Annotated in this window: 18 protein-coding genes and 1 riboswitch; of the genes, 4 read left to right on the top strand and 14 right to left on the bottom strand. The window is 69.4% G+C overall.

What is annotated here, in order from left to right:
• A partial coding sequence (locus AOK03_RS26335) for an MBL fold metallo-hydrolase (protein WP_157869088.1) occupies window positions 1–410 on the bottom strand: 410 nt, incomplete at its 3' end.
• A gap of 196 nt (window positions 411–606) precedes the next feature.
• Between AOK03_RS26335 and AOK03_RS26330 the strand changes: the two genes are divergently transcribed.
• Entirely contained in the window at window positions 607–1,068 is a 462-nt protein-coding gene (locus AOK03_RS26330) for a type II toxin-antitoxin system PemK/MazF family toxin (RefSeq protein ID WP_055567832.1), read from the top strand.
• Between the two features lie 124 nt (window positions 1,069–1,192).
• On the opposite strand, the gene AOK03_RS26325 is transcribed toward AOK03_RS26330, so the two are convergent.
• The 10 genes from AOK03_RS26325 to clpS form a co-directional block, all read right to left on the bottom strand.
• Window positions 1,193–2,146, bottom strand: coding sequence for a PLP-dependent cysteine synthase family protein (locus tag AOK03_RS26325; protein WP_055567828.1), 954 nt, complete (start codon window positions 2,144–2,146; stop codon window positions 1,193–1,195).
• A 12-nt stretch (window positions 2,147–2,158) separates the two neighbouring features.
• Window positions 2,159–2,437 carry a MoaD/ThiS family protein gene (locus AOK03_RS26320; RefSeq protein ID WP_055567827.1) on the bottom strand — a complete coding sequence of 93 codons (279 nt, stop codon included), beginning with the start codon at window positions 2,435–2,437 and terminating at the stop codon, window positions 2,159–2,161.
• 125 nt (window positions 2,438–2,562) lie between these two features.
• On the bottom strand, window positions 2,563–2,667 hold the full coding sequence (locus AOK03_RS45030) for a putative leader peptide (RefSeq protein WP_341845826.1): 105 nt from the start codon (window positions 2,665–2,667) through the stop codon (window positions 2,563–2,565).
• 66 nt (window positions 2,668–2,733) lie between these two features.
• Window positions 2,734–3,528 carry an ABC transporter ATP-binding protein gene (locus AOK03_RS26315; RefSeq protein WP_055567826.1) on the bottom strand — a complete coding sequence of 265 codons (795 nt, stop codon included), beginning with the start codon at window positions 3,526–3,528 and terminating at the stop codon, window positions 2,734–2,736.
• A complete protein-coding gene (locus AOK03_RS26310; protein WP_055567831.1) occupies window positions 3,525–4,538 on the bottom strand; it encodes a FecCD family ABC transporter permease in 1,014 nt (337 codons plus the stop codon). The genes AOK03_RS26315 and AOK03_RS26310 overlap by 4 nt, the downstream gene beginning before the upstream one ends.
• Window positions 4,539–4,651: 113 nt before the next feature.
• The gene (locus AOK03_RS26305; protein WP_055567825.1) at window positions 4,652–5,614 is read right to left on the bottom strand and encodes an ABC transporter substrate-binding protein; all 963 of its coding nucleotides are present in this window, start codon (window positions 5,612–5,614) and stop codon (window positions 4,652–4,654) included.
• Window positions 5,615–5,658: 44 nt separating this feature from the next.
• A riboswitch (cobalamin riboswitch) is annotated at window positions 5,659–5,790 on the bottom strand.
• 3 nt (window positions 5,791–5,793) lie between these two features.
• On the bottom strand, window positions 5,794–6,216 hold the full coding sequence (locus tag AOK03_RS41270) for a M67 family metallopeptidase (protein ID WP_055567824.1): 423 nt from the start codon (window positions 6,214–6,216) through the stop codon (window positions 5,794–5,796).
• An 85-nt stretch (window positions 6,217–6,301) separates the two neighbouring features.
• A complete protein-coding gene (locus AOK03_RS26295; RefSeq protein ID WP_055567830.1) occupies window positions 6,302–7,801 on the bottom strand; it encodes an amino acid permease in 1,500 nt (499 codons plus the stop codon).
• 372 nt (window positions 7,802–8,173) lie between these two features.
• Window positions 8,174–8,776, bottom strand: a complete 603-nt coding sequence (locus AOK03_RS26290; protein ID WP_055567823.1) for a DUF2017 domain-containing protein — start codon at window positions 8,774–8,776, stop codon at window positions 8,174–8,176.
• 39 nt (window positions 8,777–8,815) lie between these two features.
• On the bottom strand, window positions 8,816–9,130 hold the full coding sequence (gene clpS, locus AOK03_RS26285; RefSeq protein ID WP_055567822.1) for an ATP-dependent Clp protease adapter ClpS: 315 nt from the start codon (window positions 9,128–9,130) through the stop codon (window positions 8,816–8,818).
• Between the two features lie 91 nt (window positions 9,131–9,221).
• On the opposite strand from clpS, the gene AOK03_RS26280 reads away from it, so the two are divergent.
• Both AOK03_RS26280 and AOK03_RS26275 read left to right on the top strand, forming a co-directional pair.
• Window positions 9,222–10,550: a nicotinate phosphoribosyltransferase gene (locus AOK03_RS26280; RefSeq protein WP_055567821.1), complete on the top strand. Its 1,329-nt coding sequence runs from the start codon at window positions 9,222–9,224 to the stop codon at window positions 10,548–10,550.
• A gap of 137 nt (window positions 10,551–10,687) precedes the next feature.
• A complete protein-coding gene (locus AOK03_RS26275) occupies window positions 10,688–11,272 on the top strand; it encodes an isochorismatase family protein (RefSeq protein ID WP_055567820.1) in 585 nt (194 codons plus the stop codon).
• 79 nt (window positions 11,273–11,351) lie between these two features.
• Here AOK03_RS26275 and AOK03_RS26270 read toward each other — a convergent pair whose 3' ends face one another.
• Both AOK03_RS26270 and AOK03_RS26265 read right to left on the bottom strand, forming a co-directional pair.
• Window positions 11,352–11,693 carry a hypothetical protein gene (locus AOK03_RS26270; RefSeq protein ID WP_055567819.1) on the bottom strand — a complete coding sequence of 114 codons (342 nt, stop codon included), beginning with the start codon at window positions 11,691–11,693 and terminating at the stop codon, window positions 11,352–11,354.
• 157 nt (window positions 11,694–11,850) lie between these two features.
• The gene (locus tag AOK03_RS26265; protein WP_055567818.1) at window positions 11,851–14,262 is read right to left on the bottom strand and encodes an immune inhibitor A domain-containing protein; all 2,412 of its coding nucleotides are present in this window, start codon (window positions 14,260–14,262) and stop codon (window positions 11,851–11,853) included.
• A gap of 493 nt (window positions 14,263–14,755) precedes the next feature.
• Here AOK03_RS26265 and AOK03_RS26260 point away from each other — a divergent pair, with 493 nt between their 5' ends.
• Window positions 14,756–15,040, top strand: coding sequence for a hypothetical protein (locus tag AOK03_RS26260; protein WP_055567829.1), 285 nt, complete (start codon window positions 14,756–14,758; stop codon window positions 15,038–15,040).
• Here the strand turns inward: AOK03_RS26260 and AOK03_RS26255 are convergent.
• Window positions 15,030–15,566: RDD family protein (locus AOK03_RS26255; RefSeq protein WP_055567817.1), on the bottom strand; the 537-nt coding region annotated here is incomplete at its 5' end. The two genes, AOK03_RS26260 and AOK03_RS26255, sit on opposite strands and share 11 nt — an antisense overlap.

Raw genomic sequence — 15,566 nt, 5'->3', positions numbered from 1 at the left:
TTCTCGGTGCGCACCGAGAACGGGCCGATGTCGAACGAGGCGGGCTTGACCGTGTGGAAGTCGAAGACCTCGCTCATCGAGGACGCGGAGGGCGTGTCGGCGTACGCGGTGGTGAGGCGCTGCTCGGTGCCCTCGGGGCCGTAGACCGGGATGGGGGCGCAGCGGCCGCCCTCGTGGCGGTAGTAGCGGGCCACGAAGTACGCGCACATGTCGATGCAGTGATCGGCGTGCAGATGGCTGAGGAAGATCGCGTCGAGGTCGTACAGACCGATGTGGCGCTGCAGCTCGCCGAGGGCGCCGTTGCCCATGTCGAGCAGCAACCGGAAGCCGTCGGCCTCGACGAGGTAGCTCGAGCAGGCCGAGTCCGCGGAGGGAAACGACCCCGAGCAGCCGACGACGGTGAGCTTCATGAAGCTGGAACCTCCGCGCTGGCAGGAGAGCTGGGGAGTGTGCGGTCCGTCGAGCGTAAGGCGCAAAAGGCCTGGTCGCTCCTCCGTCGCGGGCCGTTGTGGGGGAACTCACCTGCACTGTCACCGGTTCGGGGGGCTTGTGGGACCGGGGGGAAGCGGCAGGCGGTGCGGGATGCGCGCCGGTACCGTCGTGTGCATGGACACGTCGTGGTGGCTCGCGCTGGCCGCAGTGCTGGTGCTCGCGCTCGTCGTCACACTGGTGGACGGCTGGGGGCGCGGACCCCGTAAGCGGAGTTCCCGGCCGCCGGGCGGGACCCGGCCGCCGCGGGGCCCCCGGGGGCGCTCGCAGGCGCCTCGGCCCGCCGAGATCTGGTGGGCGCGGGTGCCGTACGAGGACGGTCCGGGCGGGAAGGACCGGCCGTGTCTGGTCCTGTCGGTGCACGGGGACCGGGCGCTGGTCGCGAAGATCACCAGCAAGTACCACGACGAGCGGGCCGGGGTGATTCCGCTGCCGCCGGGTGCGGTGGGCGACGTGGAGGGCCGCGCGAGCTTCCTGGAGACGGACGAGTTGCGGGACGTGCCGGTGTGGGAGTTCCGGCGCAGGGCGGGGGTGGTGGATCCGGTGTTGTGGGATCAGGTGAAGTACCTGGCGGGCTGAGCCCCGGGATGCCGCTGCCCGGGCTGGTTCTCCAGCCCGGGCAGCGGCGTATCGAGCCCGTCCGGCGTTTGAGGTCGGACTCGGCGGAGCCGGTGAGGAACGGTCCCCCGGGGCGGCCGGAGCCCTACGCCCAGAGCTGGCCCTGCAGCGTCTCGATGGCCGCCTCGGTCGTCGTCGCGGTGTAGACGCCCGTCGACAGGTACTTCCAGCCTCCGTCGGCGACGACGAAGACGATGTCGGCGGGCTCCCCCGCCTTGACCGCCTTCTTGCCCACGCCGATCGCGGCGTGCAGCGCGGCCCCCGTGGAGACGCCCGCGAAGATGCCCTCCTGCTGGAGGAGTTCCCGGGTGCGCGTCACGGCGTCGGCCGAGCCGACGGAGAAGCGGGTGGTCAGGACGGAGGCGTCGTACAGCTCGGGGACGAAGCCCTCGTCGAGGTTGCGCAGGCCGTAGACGAGGTCGTCGTAGCGCGGCTCGGCGGCGACGACCTTGATGTCCGGCTTCTGCTCGCGCAGGTAGCGGCCGACGCCCATGAGGGTGCCGGTGGTGCCGAGGCCCGCCACGAAGTGGGTGATCGACGGGAGGTCGGTGAGGATCTCCGGGCCGGTCGTGGCGTAGTGGGCACCCGCGTTGTCGGGGTTGCCGTACTGGTAGAGCATCACCCAGTCCGGGTGCTCGGCCGACAGCTCCTTGGCCACCCGGACCGCGGTGTTGGAGCCGCCCGCCGCCGGGGACGAGATGATCTCGGCGCCCCACATGGCGAGCAGGTCGCGCCGCTCCTGCGAGGTGTTCTCCGGCATGACGCACACGATGCGGTAGCCCTTGAGCTTGGCCGCCATGGCGAGCGAGATGCCGGTGTTGCCGGAGGTCGGCTCCAGGATCGTGCAGCCGGGCGTCAACCGGCCGTCCTTCTCGGCCTGTTCGACCATGTGGAGGGCGGGCCGGTCCTTGATGGAGCCGGTCGGGTTGCGGTCCTCCAGCTTGGCCCAGATGCGGACGTCTTCCGAAGGGGAGAGCCGCGGCAGGCGTACGAGCGGCGTGTTGCCGACCGCGGCGAGCGGGGAGTCGTAGCGAGGCATCCGGGATCGGGCCTAGACCATGCCGCCGGCGACGGCCGGCAGGATCGTGACGCTGTCGCCGTCGGCGAGCTTCGTGGAGATGCCGTCGAGGAAGCGGACGTCCTCGTCGTTGAGGTACACGTTCACGAAACGGCGCAGCTTGCCGTCGTCCACAATGCGCTCGGCGATGCCCGCGTGCCGCGAGTCGAGGTCGGTGAAGAGCTCGGCGAGGGTGTCCCCGCTGCCCTCGACGGCCTTGGCGCCGTCGGTGTAGGTGCGGAGGATGGTCGGGATGCGGACCTCGATGGCCATGCTGAGGGCTCCTGTCGGGAGTCGAGAAGTGCAGGTGGTGGGCGCGCGGCGGCGCTCTGCTTGCGGTGGTACGCCGGGTGCACGGAGGTGCGGCGCCGCGGCCCGCGGCCGTGCGGCGGGCCGGTTCAGCGGGTACAGATGTCGCTGGCGAGGCGGCACAGGTCGACGTGCAGCCGCGCAACGAGCAGCAGTGCGCTCGGCGTCTCTTCGCTCACGTCATGGGGAACCATGCGGTCATCGTATCGATTCCCGGTCCGGATCCCGGAATGTGATCTCAGCTGATGGACGGCATCCGTTCAGGATGCGGGCGGCGGCAGATAGACGACGGTCGGGGCACCGGTCAGCGGATGCGTGCTGACCTCGGCCGTCACGCCGTACACGGTGGCGAGCAGCTCGGCGGTGAGGACCTCCTTCGGCGCCCCGGAGGCCACGAGGCGGCCGCCGTCGAGGACGTAGAGGCGGTCGCAGTAGTACGCGGCAAGGTTCAGGTCGTGCAGGGCCAGGAGGTTCGTGGTGCCCAGGTCCCGGACGAAGGAGAGGATCTCCAGCTGGTAGCGGATGTCCAGGTGGTTGGTGGGCTCGTCCAGGACGACGAGGGTCGGCTCCTGGACCAGCGCGCGGGCCACCAGGGCGCGCTGGCGCTCGCCGCCGGAGAGCGAGGGGAAGGTGCGGTGGGCCAGCTCCTGGACGCCGACCCGGGCGAGCGCCGCCTCGACGAGCTCGTCGTCAGCCGCGGTGTCCGCCTCCCAGAACCGCTTGTGCGGGGAGCGGCCCATGGCGACCACCTGCCGGACGGTCAGCTCGAACGCCGCCTGGCCGTCCTGCGGCACCGTGGCCAGGCGCCGGGCGCGCGCCTTGGGGGTCATGGTGTGCAGGTCGTCGCCGTCGAGGAGGGCGCGGCCGCCGGTGGGGCGCAGCGTGCCGTACACGCAGCGGAGCAGCGTCGTCTTGCCGCTGCCGTTGGGGCCGACGACGCCGACGGTCTCGCCGGGGGCGGCGGTGAGGTCGACGGCGTCCACGAGGAGCCTGCCGTCGACCTCGTACGAGAGGCTCTCGGTGCGCAGTTCACCGTCGGCCGGAGGCTGGGTCATGCCGGTACTCCTTCGTTGCGTCGCCTCAGCAGCCACAGGAAGAACGGGCCGCCGGTGAGCGCGGTGAGCACGCCGACGGGGATGTCCTGCGGCGCGGCGACGGTGCGCGCGGCGAGGTCGGCGGCGACCAGGAAGACCGCGCCCATCAGCGCGACGACCGGGAGCAGCGCGCGGTGCGCGGCCCCGACCAGCATGCGGGCGGCGTGCGGCACCATCAGGCCGACGAATCCGATGGCCCCGCTGTAGGCGACCAGGACGCCGGTGAGGAGCGAGGCGAGGACGAAGACGCCGACGCGGAACCGGACGGCGTCCAGACCGAGGACGGTGGCGCCCTCCTCACCGGCGAGGAGCAGGTCGAGGGGGCGGGCCAGGGACATCAGGAGGGCCGTGCCGACGGCCAGGGTGGCGCAGGGCAGGGCGAGCATGTCCCAGCGGGCGCTGCCGAGGCCGCCGAGCGTCCAGTACAGGACCTCCTTGAGGTGGTCCGCGCTGTCGGCGGTGACCAGGATGAGGCTGGTCAGGGCGGTCAGGATGTACGAGACGGCGACGCCCGCGAGGATCAGCCTGCCGGTGGCGAAGCCGCCGCTGCCGCCGCGTGCGAGGGCGTAGACGAGGATCAGGGAGATCAGGGCGCCCACGAAGGAGGCGGCCGGGATGGTGACGGTGGTCGACAGGGCGGCGCCGAGGCCGAACACGGAGCCGAGCACGATCGCGCAGACCGCGCCGACGGAGGCGCCCGAGGAGACGCCGAGCAGGAACGGGTCGGCGAGGGGGTTGCGGACGAGTGCCTGCAGAACGGTGCCGATGACGGCGAGGCCCGCTCCGACGGTGGCTCCGAGGATGACCCGCGGGAGCCGCACGTCCAGCACGATGGTGCGGAACGGGGAGGGGTCCGCGCGGCCCGTGAGGATGTCCAGGACGTCGGCGGTGGGGATGCGGACGGAACCGAGGGCCAGTCCGGCGAGCGTCGCGGCGGCGAGGGCGACGGCGAGCACCGCCACGACGGCCAGGCGCCGCCCCCCTGAGCTCCGCCGATCGCCCTTCGGGCTCGTCGTCGAACGCCGGACGGGCAGGGAACCCTGCCCCGCGGGCCTGCTCTCCCGCAGCTGGGTGTGCTGGCCGCTCACAGCTGCGCCGCCAGCTTCCTCACCGCCTCGGGTGCTCGTACTCCTGTGACCATGTCCGACAGCGGCAGCACCGCGAAGCGCTTGTTCTTGACGGCAGGGACGTCCTGGAGGACCGGGTCGTCGAGGAGGCGCTTCTTCTTCTGGGCGACGGTCGTGGCGCCGTAGTCGAGGATCAGGATGGTCTCGGGCCTGTTCTTCACGACGGACTCCCAGGAGGCGTCGCTGAAGGACTTGTCCACGTGGGCGAAGACGTTGCGGCCGCCCGCCCTCTTGATGATGTCGTTGCCGATGCCGCGGCCGCCCGCCGTGAACGCGGTCTTGTCGCCGCTGTCGTAGACGAAGACGGAGGAGGGCTTCTTCCCCTTCGCCCTCTCGGCGGTGGCAGCGAGTTCGCGCTGCGCGCCGCTGACCCACTTGTCCGCGCGGGCCCGCACCCCGAAGGTGGAGCCGACCTCGCGGACCTCGCGGTAGACGTCGTCCATGGAGACGGGCCGCTTCGCGCAGCCCTCGACGTTGAGGCGGCTGTCGATGCCGGACTTGGCGAGCGCGGATCGGCTGCGGCCGTCGCCCGCGAGGAAGGCGCTCGCGTATCCGCCGTACACGTAGTCGGGGTTGGCGGCGAGCAGCTTCTCGTAGGAGGGGTACTCCTTGGCGAGCACGGGGACGGAGTCGTACGCCTTCTCGTACTTCGGCAGGACCTTGTCGTCGAGGTAGGCCGTGCCCGCGAGGTGGTCCTTCAGGCCGAGTTCCAGCATCACCTCGGTGGTGTGCTGGTTCATCGTGACGGCACGCTTCGGCGGTGCGTCGTACGTCGTCTTCACACCGCAGTTGGTGACGGTGTACGGGAATCCGGCGGCCTTGGCGGCGGGCTTCGTGTCACCGCCTGAGTCCGACGAGGAGCACGCGGCGAGCGGGACGAGCAGGGCCGCGGCGGCCAGGGCGCGTATCGGGCGGGACATGGCTGAACTGCCTCCTCCAGGGGATTTCCGCGTCCCCTGCGTTGCACGGAGGAGGACGGCAGGTCAGTTCCTGACTCCCCCGTCCCGGCCGGCGCCTGCCGGGGGGACGGGGTCACAGTGGCGGGACCGTGCCGGGTTCGCACCGGCTTCCTGGCTCCTGCCGCCCTCTTGAGTAAAGCTCAGTATGCCTCGACGACCTTTACTTCTTCCTCGGTGACCTCGCCGTCCACGATCCGGTACGAGCGGAACTGGAAGGGGCCCGCGTCGTCGGTGTCCGCCGTGGAGACCAGGACGTAGTGCGCGCCGGGCTCGTTGGCGTAGGTGATGTCGGTGCGCGAGGGGTACGCCTCGGTGGCGGTGTGCGAGTGGTAGACGATCACCGGCTCCTCGTCGCGGTCGTCCATCTCACGGTAGAGCTTGAGCAGGTCACCCGAGTCGAACTCGTAGAACGTGGGCGAGCGCGCGGCGTTCAGCATCGGGATGAACCGCTCGGGACGTCCGGTGCCCTCCGGGCCCGCGACCACGCCGCACGCCTCGTCGGGGTGGTCCTTGCGCGCGTGCGCGACGATCTGGTCGTGGAGGGCCTGGGTGATGGTCAGCATGGCAGCCAGGATAAGCAGAGGGGCCCGCGCGTACCGAAGTGTGGTACGCGCGGGCCCGAATGCTGGACAGGGGCCTTGGGGAGCCTCAGTCCTTGGAGAGGGAGTCGCCCGAGGAGACGCCGCCGGAGGCGCCGACCTTCTGCTTGTTGAACGCCGCGGCCTGCGGGTTGCGGCTCTTCAGGACCAGGTACGACACCGTGAGGATCGCGGCCCAGACCGGAGCGGCGTACAGCGAGATCCGCGCGTCCTTGTCGACGCCCATCATCACGATGACCATGCCGATGAAGAGCAGGGCGAACCAGCTGGTGTACGGGGCGCCCGGGGCCCGGAAGGTGGACTGCGGCAGCTCGCCGCGGTCGGCCTTGCGGCGGTAGCGGATCTGACAGGCCAGGATCATGATCCAGGCCCACATGCCGGAGATGGTCGCGAAGGAGACGACGTAGTTGAACGCCTCGCCCGGCCACTGGTAGTTGATCCAGACGCCGACCAGCATGAACGCGGCGGAGGCCGTGGTGCCGATCAGCGGCAGGCCGTTCTTCGTGAGCTTGGTGAAGAACTTGGGGCCCTGGCCGTTCATCGCCAGGTCGCGCAGCATGCGGCCGGTGGAGTACATGCCGGAGTTGCAGGAGGAGAGCGCGGCGGTGAGGACCACGAAGTTCACGATCGCGGCGCCGACGCCGAGACCCATCTCCTCGAAGGCCGCGACGAACGGCGAGACGCCGGGCTTGAAGGAGGTCCACGGGACGACCGAGAGGATCATGATCAGCGCGCCGACGTAGAAGACGGCGATGCGCCACGGCACGGTGTTGATGGCCTTGGGCAGGACGGTCTTCGGGTCCTTGGACTCGCCCGCGGTGACGCCGACCAGCTCGACGGCGAGGAAGGCGAACATCACGATCTGCAGGGTCATCAGCGTGGAGCCGATGCCGTTGGGGAAGAAGCCGCCCTGGTTCCACAGGTGGGCCACGGAGGCGGTGTCACCGGCGTCGGAGAAGCCGATGGTGAGGATGCCGACGCAGATCAGGATCATGCCGATGATCGCGGTGACCTTGACCATCGAGAACCAGAACTCCAGCTCACCGAAGAGCTTCACGGAGATGAGGTTCGCGCCGTACAGGATGACCGTGAAGACCAGCGCGTAGGCCCATTGCGGGAATGAGTCGTGGGTCCAGTACTGCATGTACTGGGCGGCCGCGGTCACTTCGGTGATGCCGGTGACGACCCAGAAGAGCCAGTACGTCCAGCCGGTCACGAATCCGAAGAACGGGCCCATGAACTCGCGTGCGTACTCCGAGAAGGAGCCGGACACGGGCCGGTACATGAGGAGCTCGCCGAGCGCCCGCATGATGAAGAAGATGACGAGGCCCGCGATGGCGTACGCCAGGATGAGGCTCGGTCCGGCCTTGTGGATGGCCTTGCCCGCGCCGAGGAACAGGCCGGTGCCGATGGCACCGCCGATCGCGATCATCTGGATCTGCCGGGCTCCGAGCCCGCGCTGGTATCCCTCGCCCTCGCCGGACGAGCCGTGCACGACCCCATTGCCGTCGTGCCCGTCGTGGTGCTCTTCGACCTGCACTGAGGTCATGGTGACGCCTTTCTCCATGCTGATCCGCGCCCGCACATCTGCGTTGTGGCTGCGGATCAGGTCCTGATCCCCCCGGATATGGATGGAGTGCTACCGGCGGTCTGCCGGCTGAAGCGCCCTCGGCGACATGGGTGGCGTCGCCGAGCGGTCGTGAAGATTTATCACGGTGGCAACAGTGAGGGAATGAGCCACTTGTGGTGCACACCACAAGGAGAAGCGGACAAAGCACCCTTGACACCGCAAAGCCGGGCAATGACTTGATGGGATCGTTATCCGGATTTGAGGCTCCGCTGAGCGAACCACCCGCGGAGCGAACGGAACCTGTCCACTACAACAAATTTCGCTGCATTCTGCACGGATTCTTGCCCGGAATCAGTCCAGCAACGTCCCGACCAGCGTTTCCTGCAGTCCGCCGAGCCAGAGGTAGGCCATCACCATCGGCTTGCGGGGGTCGGAGTCCGGGAGGCGGTAGAGCAGATCGGCGTCCTCTTCGTCGCTCACCTCAAGGCGCGTGCCGATCGCGAGGCGGAGGTCGTTGAGGGCTCCCAGCCAGTTCCGGGACTCCTCGACCGACAGTTTCAGGACAGCTCCGCCCTCGCCCGACGGCGCCATCGAGTCGAGCGAGCGGATCACGACCAGGGCGTCGTCACGCTTCTTGGCCCGCAGGTCGTTCTCCGTGAACCGCCGGAATTCCGCCGAATACGCCCGCAGTTCGTCCGCGTCGCTCGCGCCGCCCTCGCTACCCGGGCCGCCGTACGCGTCGGGCAGCAGGCGCTGCATCACCGGATCGGCGGGCGGCTCGCTGGGCCCTTCGGCGAAGAGCTCCGCGAGCGGGTCGTCGGAGACCTCGCCGCCGGGACCCGGACCGATCAGCTCCAGGAGCTGCACGGCGAGGGAGCGGATGATCGAGATCTCGACCTCGTCGAGCGCGACGGCCGCGCCGCCCCCGGGAATCGGTTCGAATTGTCCTGGCATCAGATGCGTCGCTACTTCCGGTCCGCTGCGTCCGGTCCGCTACTTGCGGTCCTGCTGAAGGGTGGCCCAGAGCCCGTACCCGTGCATGGCCTGCACGTCGCGCTCCATCTCCTCGCGGCTGCCGCTGGAGACGACCGCGCGGCCCTTCTGATGGACGTCCATCATCAGCTTCGTGGCCTTCTCCTTCGAGTACCCGAAGTACGTCTGGAACACATACGTCACGTAACTCATCAAATTGACCGGGTCGTTGTGCACGAGGGTGATCCAGGGGACGTCCGGCTCGGGGACGACGAGCGCCTCTTCGTCCGATTCCGGGCGGGTGATCTCTGCGGGAGCCGTACTCACCTGCCCCATGCTGCCACCCCGAAGGGGCCCTCGCACAAATGGCCTCTCGCGCGCCCTTCGAAATCGTCAGAGTGACGAGATTGGGGGTAGCATCCCTCGTATGAACACAGCGGACCTTGGCCTGCCGGTGGATGTTCCCTCGACAGCGCTCTTCACGGACCAGTACGAGCTGACGATGCTGCAGGCCGCGCTGCGGGCCGGCACCGGCGACCGGCGCTCCGTCTTCGAGGTCTTCACCCGCAGACTCCCCGAAGGCCGCCGCTACGGAGTGGTGGCCGGAACGGGCCGGGTCCTGGACGCCGTGGAGAACTTCCGCTTCGACGCCGACGTCCTCGGCTTCCTGCGCGAGCGCGAGATCGTCGACGAGCCGACCCTCGAATGGCTCTCCGGCTACCGCTTCGGCGGCGACATCTGGGGCTACCCCGAGGGCGAGGTCTACTTCCCCGGCTCGCCGATCCTGCGGGTCGAGGGGTCCTTCGCGGAGTGCGTGCTCCTGGAGACGGTGATCCTCTCCATCCTCAACCACGACTCGGCCATCGCGGCCGCCGCCTCCCGCATGTCCTCGGCCGCAGGCGGCCGCCCGCTGATCGAGATGGGCGCGCGCCGCACCCACGAGCTGGCGGCCGTCGCCGCCTCCCGCGCCGCGTACGTCGGCGGCTTCGCCACCACCTCGGACCTGGCCGCGGGCTTCCGCTACGACATCCCGACCGTCGGCACCAGCGCCCACGCCTTCACCCTGCTGCACGACAACGAACGCGACGCGTTCCGCGCCCAGGTCGAATCGCTGGGCCGCGGCACCACGCTGCTCGTGGACACCTACGACGTGACGGAGGCGGTCCGCACCGCCGTCGAGGTCGCCGGGCCCGAGCTCGGCGCGGTCCGCATCGACTCCGGCGACCTGCTGCTCGTCGCCCACCGGGTGCGCCAGCAGCTGGACGAGCTCGGCGCGACGGAGACGAAGATCGTCGTGACCTCCGACCTCGACGAGTACGCCATCGCCTCGCTCGCGGCGGCGCCCGTCGACGCGTACGGCGTGGGCACCCAGCTCGTCACCGGCTCGGGGCACCCCACCTGCTCCATGGTCTACAAGCTGGTGGCCCGCGCGCACTCGGCGGACCCGGACGCCGCCCTGGAGCCGGTGGCGAAGAAGTCGCTCGGCGCCAAGTCGTCCCTGGGCGGCCGCAAGTGGGCCGCGCGCCGGACCGACGCGTACGGGGTGGCCGAGGCCGAGGTCGTCGGCACCGGCGCCGTGCCGGCCGGGCTCGCCGACCGGCAGCTCCTGGTCGAGCTGGTCAAGGGCGGCGAGGTGGTCGCCCGCGAGCCGCTGGACGCGGTCCGCGACCGGCACGCCGCCGCGCGCGCGGGGCTCCCCCTCTCGGCGACCCAGCTGTCACGGGGCGAAGCGGTCATTCCGACGGAATACGTCTGACATCGCGGGGAGGGACCGGCCCGGCCCGCCGTGGCCCCCTCCCACAACGTGGTTGAAGTCTCTACGCTCGGTTCATCCGGCCGAGTCCCCCGCCGTCCCCACCACCCCCCGTACTGCCGAGCCGAAGGACACCCGCCATGCGCCGCGCCCTGATCGTCGTAGACGTGCAGAACGACTTCTGCGAAGGCGGCAGCCTCGCGGTCGCCGGCGGTGCGGACGTGGCCGCCGCGATCACCGAGCTGATCGGCCAGGCCCCGGCGGGCTACCGCCACGTGGTGGCGACCCGGGACCACCACATCGACCCCGGCGCCCACTTCTCGGACCACCCCGACTACGTCGACTCCTGGCCGCCGCACTGCGTGGCGGGCACGGAGGGCATCGGCTTCCACCCGAACTTCGCGCCCGCGGTCGCCTCCGGCGCGATCGACGCGGTCTTCGACAAGGGGGCGTACTCGGCGGCGTACAGCGGCTTCGAGGGCGTCGACGAGAACGGGGTCTCGCTGGCCGAGTGGCTGCGCGAGCGGGAGATCACCGAGGTCGACGTGGTGGGCATCGCGACGGACCACTGCGTCCGGGCCACGGCGGTCGACGCGGCGCGGGAGGGGTTCAGGGCCACGGTGCTCCTGGACCTGACGGCGGGGGTCTCGGCGGCGACCACGGAGGCGGCGATGACCGAGCTCCGCTCGGCCGGGGTGGAGCTGACGGGCAAGCCCGTCGTGTGACCACCGGCCCGGTGGGGGCCGGTCGCGCAGTTCCCCGCGCCCCTGGGCAGTGCTGCTCACCGCCCGGCCGGAGGTGCCCTCAGAACGGCACCCCGGACCCGCTGGAGCGGGGCGCGCGGCCCTGTCGCCGCAGCGCCCGGATCGGGTGCCAGAGTTCCGCCGCGTCATCCGGCGCCGTGCGCCATATGAGGCCGTCCGGATGGTGCAGCACGGCCGTCACCTCGTCCGGAGTCGGTGGTTCCGCGTTGCCCCGGAGGTAGACCGCCCGCAGGCCCAGGTTGCGCAGCCGCGTCAGGGCCCTCGCGCGGTTCACGGCATGCACGATCATCCTGACCGTGCCGCCGGCCGGCGACGGGTTCGGCAGGGTCAGCGCCACCACCACGCTGCCGTTCGGCAGCTTGCAGAAACCTCCTGCGGACATGCTTGGTCACACCCCCGTGAGACATCGTGGGACATCGCACGAGACCCCTGGCCGGACCCCGCGTCAATAAGAAATCCACAGGACGCACCTAAACACGATCGGCCGCCGCCCGCTAGAGGGCGACGGCCGATCATGGCTTGACCTGCGAAAACGCTAATTACTTCTTAGACGGACCCACCTGGACCGTGATCGTCGAGCCGTCCTTGGGCTGCTTGATGATCTTGATCTGAGTGTTGGTGTCAGTGACCTTGACACTTCCGGTGGGGTTCTCCTTGTACCAGTAGGTGCCCTTGTGGTCGTCGAAGACCGGGACGCCCTTCTGGGACTTGATCTTCAGCGCGACGTCCGCGTTGTGGAGCGTCACCTTGTCGGTCGCGTACTTGCTGAAGGGCGCGTCGAACGGCTGGATCTTGTTGCGCAGAACCGTGCCGTCCTTCCACTTCAGCGGCTTCGCGTGGGCGTCGACCGGAAGGATCAGACCCTCGCCCGGGTGGGCGCTGGTGTTGTTGTCCTTCTGCGAGGTGTCCCACTGCCAGACCATCAGGCCGGTCTGGTACGGGTAGTGCTCCACCCAGTCGGGACGGATCTTCGAACCGAAGTTGTACGGGCCGACCTCAAGGGTCTTGTCGTACGAGACGTACTGACGGTTCTCGGCGAGGTAGTACTGGTCGTACTTCTTGGTGAAGGACTCGCCGATGCGCGAAAAGCCCTTCGACGCCCAGCCGTTGTCGTCGCCCTCGGCGCCGTCCTCGAACAGCTTGGCGCCGTCCGCGGTGATCGCGAGCGCGTCGGCCGCGAAGCCCTTGCCGCCCGCGCCACCGTCCGTCGAGTAACGGAAGCGGACGTCGACCTTCTTGCCCGCGTAGGCGTCGAGCGGGAAGAGCAGCTTCTTGTACGCGCCCGAGACACCGGTCAACGCGGGCTTGTCGCCGGCGTCACGGGTGATCGGCTTGCCGTCCGCGGTGCCGTCCACCGGCTTCCAGTTGGCGCCGCCGTCCGTCGACACCTCGGTGTAGAGGTAGTCGTAGTTGGCCTCGATGTCCCACCAACCCTGCAGCGAGAGCTCGGCCTTGGACTTGCCGGTCAGGTCGACCGAGCGCGTCAGGGTGTTCTTGAGGTCGTCGCCCTGGTCGCTCCACCACTGCTTGGCGCCCTCGGCGGGCTTCACGACCTTGGTGGTGACGGACTTCTTCGGCAGGTCGACGACGAGCGCCTGGCGGTGCCGGGTGTTGTACTCGGAGACGCCCAGCTTGTGCTCGGACGTCGTCGCGGCCTTCGCCTTGGCGTAGTCGAGCCAGCCCAGCTGGAACTTGTCCCAGGCGGTCATGTCGCCCGGCATGTCACCGATGGCGTCCTTGCCGGTGCCGAGCCAGGAACCGGCCGACATCAGCGACCAGAAGCCGACCGAGTTGTCGCCCTTGCCCGTGGTGTCGTACAGGTCGGGCAGGCCCAGGTCGTGGCCGTACTCGTGGGCGAAGACGCCGAGGCCGCCGTTCTCCGGCTGCATCGTGTAGTCGCCGACCCAGATGCCCGTGTCGCCGATCTGGGTGCCGCCGGCCTTGTTGTTCGAGGGGCCGGTGTTGCCCGCGTCGTTGCCGTAGGCGTACCAGCGGTGCGCCCACAGGGCGTTCTCGCCCTCGGCGCCGCCGCCGGCCGACTCGTCCTCGCCCGCGTGGACGATCTGGAAGTGGTCGATGTAGCCGTCGGGCTCGTTGAAGTCGCCGTCGCCGTCGAAGTCGTAGCGGTCCCACTGGTCGTACTTGGCCAGGTCCGCCTTGATCTGCGCGTCCGTGCGGCCCTTCGCCTTCTGGTCCTTGGCCCAGGCGGTCACGCCGTCCTTGACCGCGTCCCAGACGTTCGGGCAGTTGGTGTCGCCGCAGTAGTTCGAGCCGTAGCGGGCCTCGTTGTTCTCGACCTTGACCCAGTCGGAGACCTCACCGTCGACCGAGTAACGGCCGGACGAGGTCTTCTCGTAGTAGGTCTTCAGCGAGTGCTTCGCCTTGCCCTTGGAGTCCTTGCCCTTTCCGAAGTACAGGTCCTGGAAGTGCTTCTGGTCGTAGTCCTTCTGCCAGGCCGTGCTGTTGTCCTTCGCACGGTCCGGCTTGGCTATCTTGTTGTGCAGCGGTCCCGGCTTGCCGCCGTACTTCTTGACCGGCTGCTCCGGGCCCTCGGGGCCGTCCGGGTCGTACATGGTCGTGTCGTCGACCTTGTCCCCGAACTCCACCAGGATCGTGAAGATCTTGTCGGTCTTCTCCCGGCCCAGCTCGACGTACTTCTTGTCGTCGAGCTTGACGACCTTGGAGGCGCCCTTCTTCTGCACCTTGGCGTCGCCCGCGACGACCTGCTGCAGGGCCGCCTTGCGCTGCTGCGCCTGCTGCTTGCTGAACGGCCCCTCGAGGTCGTGGTCGACCTGCGCCTTGGGGCGCGACGGGTCCTGCCGGTCAACGGCCGGCGCCCTGCCCGAGGCGCCGTCCTCGGCCGAAGCCGTCGCCACCGAGAACGTCGCGGCGGCCGCGGCCACCGCCACGGCCACCGCGGTGGCTCTGAACGTCCGTGTTCTGACTGTCACTTGATGCTGTCCTCCCCCGCGCCCGCGCGAAAATGGCGGACCGAAATTCCCGGTCGGAGGAGGTCCGCGCGCGATGTACGCGTCACAAGTGACGACATTCGACCGGAAGTACGGGAGAAAAGACAGTCCTTGACTTGAACAGGCCAAGTGCACTATGCAGACGCGCGGAACCGCTATCCGGACACGGGGCACTGCCCACGGCGAAGGCCAAAAGGTGCGCCCCACGGTCCACTTGGTGGACGTCGTGAACCCGTGCGCCCCCTGTGCTCCGGCACCGTGGGTTAGGTCACGCTTACCGCCCGTTCCCGTCGGGCATGCAGCGGAATAGAGTCCAATCGACGGTGCGCTACCGCGCGAGACGGCACATCCCAAGTCGTCGCCGTCGGGCACCCTTTGATTCGTATACAGCCGTTCATATATCCGCATCCGCCCCCATTGGCCAAAAGCCGTGGGGGGATCCCTGCCGAGGACGGATCACGTCATGCCGCGTCCCATGCCACGTCCGACCACCGCACAGATCACCTACGGTTCCGTGACCGTCGTCTTCTCGACCCTCGCGATGCTCCTGCTCTCCCAGACGGCTTCGGGAGTCGGCATCGCGGTGATAGCCCTGGCCGCGCTGGGCCTCGGTTTACTGGTCGCCGTGACGGTCCCGTTGCCCAAACAACCCGCGGCGTCCGCCGCGCGCTCCGTTCCGGTGGCCTCCTCCGCCGAAGGGCGCGTCCCGGAGCAGCGCGGCGCCATGCTCGCCGAGTCCGTCCGCGAACCTACGCGCTGACCACCACCGTCTTGGCGGCCTTGTCGTGCAGGCCCTGCTTGTAGGGCTTGTCGAAGAAGCTCCAGCCGCCACAGATCGCCGTCCAGACGCAGGCGCAGCAGAACGCGAACGGCAGCCAGAGGACGGCCGCGCGGGCCAGCGCGGTCTGCAGGGTCGGCGTGGCCCCGTCGTTGAGGTTGGCGACACGCATCCCCAGCCACTTCTTGCCGAGCGTCTGCCCGGTCTTGGAGATCATGAAGCTGTCGTACGCGATGTAGAGCACGGCGGCCAGCAGCGACTGGCCGAACGACTTGCCCGTGTTCACCTTGTCCGGGTCGATGTCGTACTCCGACGTGCCGAACAGCCACGACAACAGGCCGACGACGATGCCCACCAGGATCATGTCGATGATGCGGGCGAGCACGCGCTTGCCGCCGTCGGCGAGCGGAGGCATTCCGGCCAGCGGGTCCTGCCCGCCGTAGCCGCCGGGTCCACCACCGTACGGATCGCCGCTGTAGGGCGGGGGCGGGGCGCCGTAGGGCGAGCC

Origin of the sequence: Streptomyces atriruber (genome assembly GCF_001418325.1) — a bacterium.
In the GTDB taxonomy this organism is placed as follows: domain Bacteria; phylum Actinomycetota; class Actinomycetes; order Streptomycetales; family Streptomycetaceae; genus Streptomyces; species Streptomyces atriruber.
The sequence above is the reverse complement of the archived record's forward strand: the minus strand, read 5'-3'. Positions and strand labels throughout refer to the sequence as shown.

Coding starts and splice junctions, on each gene's coding strand:
- AOK03_RS26330 (WP_055567832.1), top strand. CDS start 607: ATGGACACGTCGTGGTGGCTCGCGCTGGCCGCAGTGCTGGTGCTCGCG.
- AOK03_RS26325 (WP_055567828.1), bottom strand. CDS start 2,146: ATGCCTCGCTACGACTCCCCGCTCGCCGCGGTCGGCAACACGCCGCTC.
- AOK03_RS26320 (WP_055567827.1), bottom strand. CDS start 2,437: ATGGCCATCGAGGTCCGCATCCCGACCATCCTCCGCACCTACACCGAC.
- AOK03_RS45030 (WP_341845826.1), bottom strand. CDS start 2,667: ATGGTTCCCCATGACGTGAGCGAAGAGACGCCGAGCGCACTGCTGCTC.
- AOK03_RS26315 (WP_055567826.1), bottom strand. CDS start 3,528: ATGACCCAGCCTCCGGCCGACGGTGAACTGCGCACCGAGAGCCTCTCG.
- AOK03_RS26305 (WP_055567825.1), bottom strand. CDS start 5,614: ATGTCCCGCCCGATACGCGCCCTGGCCGCCGCGGCCCTGCTCGTCCCG.
- AOK03_RS41270 (WP_055567824.1), bottom strand. CDS start 6,216: ATGCTGACCATCACCCAGGCCCTCCACGACCAGATCGTCGCGCACGCG.
- AOK03_RS26295 (WP_055567830.1), bottom strand. CDS start 7,801: ATGACCTCAGTGCAGGTCGAAGAGCACCACGACGGGCACGACGGCAAT.
- AOK03_RS26290 (WP_055567823.1), bottom strand. CDS start 8,776: ATGCCAGGACAATTCGAACCGATTCCCGGGGGCGGCGCGGCCGTCGCG.
- clpS (WP_055567822.1), bottom strand. CDS start 9,130: ATGGGGCAGGTGAGTACGGCTCCCGCAGAGATCACCCGCCCGGAATCG.
- AOK03_RS26280 (WP_055567821.1), top strand. CDS start 9,222: ATGAACACAGCGGACCTTGGCCTGCCGGTGGATGTTCCCTCGACAGCG.
- AOK03_RS26275 (WP_055567820.1), top strand. CDS start 10,688: ATGCGCCGCGCCCTGATCGTCGTAGACGTGCAGAACGACTTCTGCGAA.
- AOK03_RS26270 (WP_055567819.1), bottom strand. CDS start 11,693: ATGTCCGCAGGAGGTTTCTGCAAGCTGCCGAACGGCAGCGTGGTGGTG.
- AOK03_RS26260 (WP_055567829.1), top strand. CDS start 14,756: ATGCCACGTCCGACCACCGCACAGATCACCTACGGTTCCGTGACCGTC.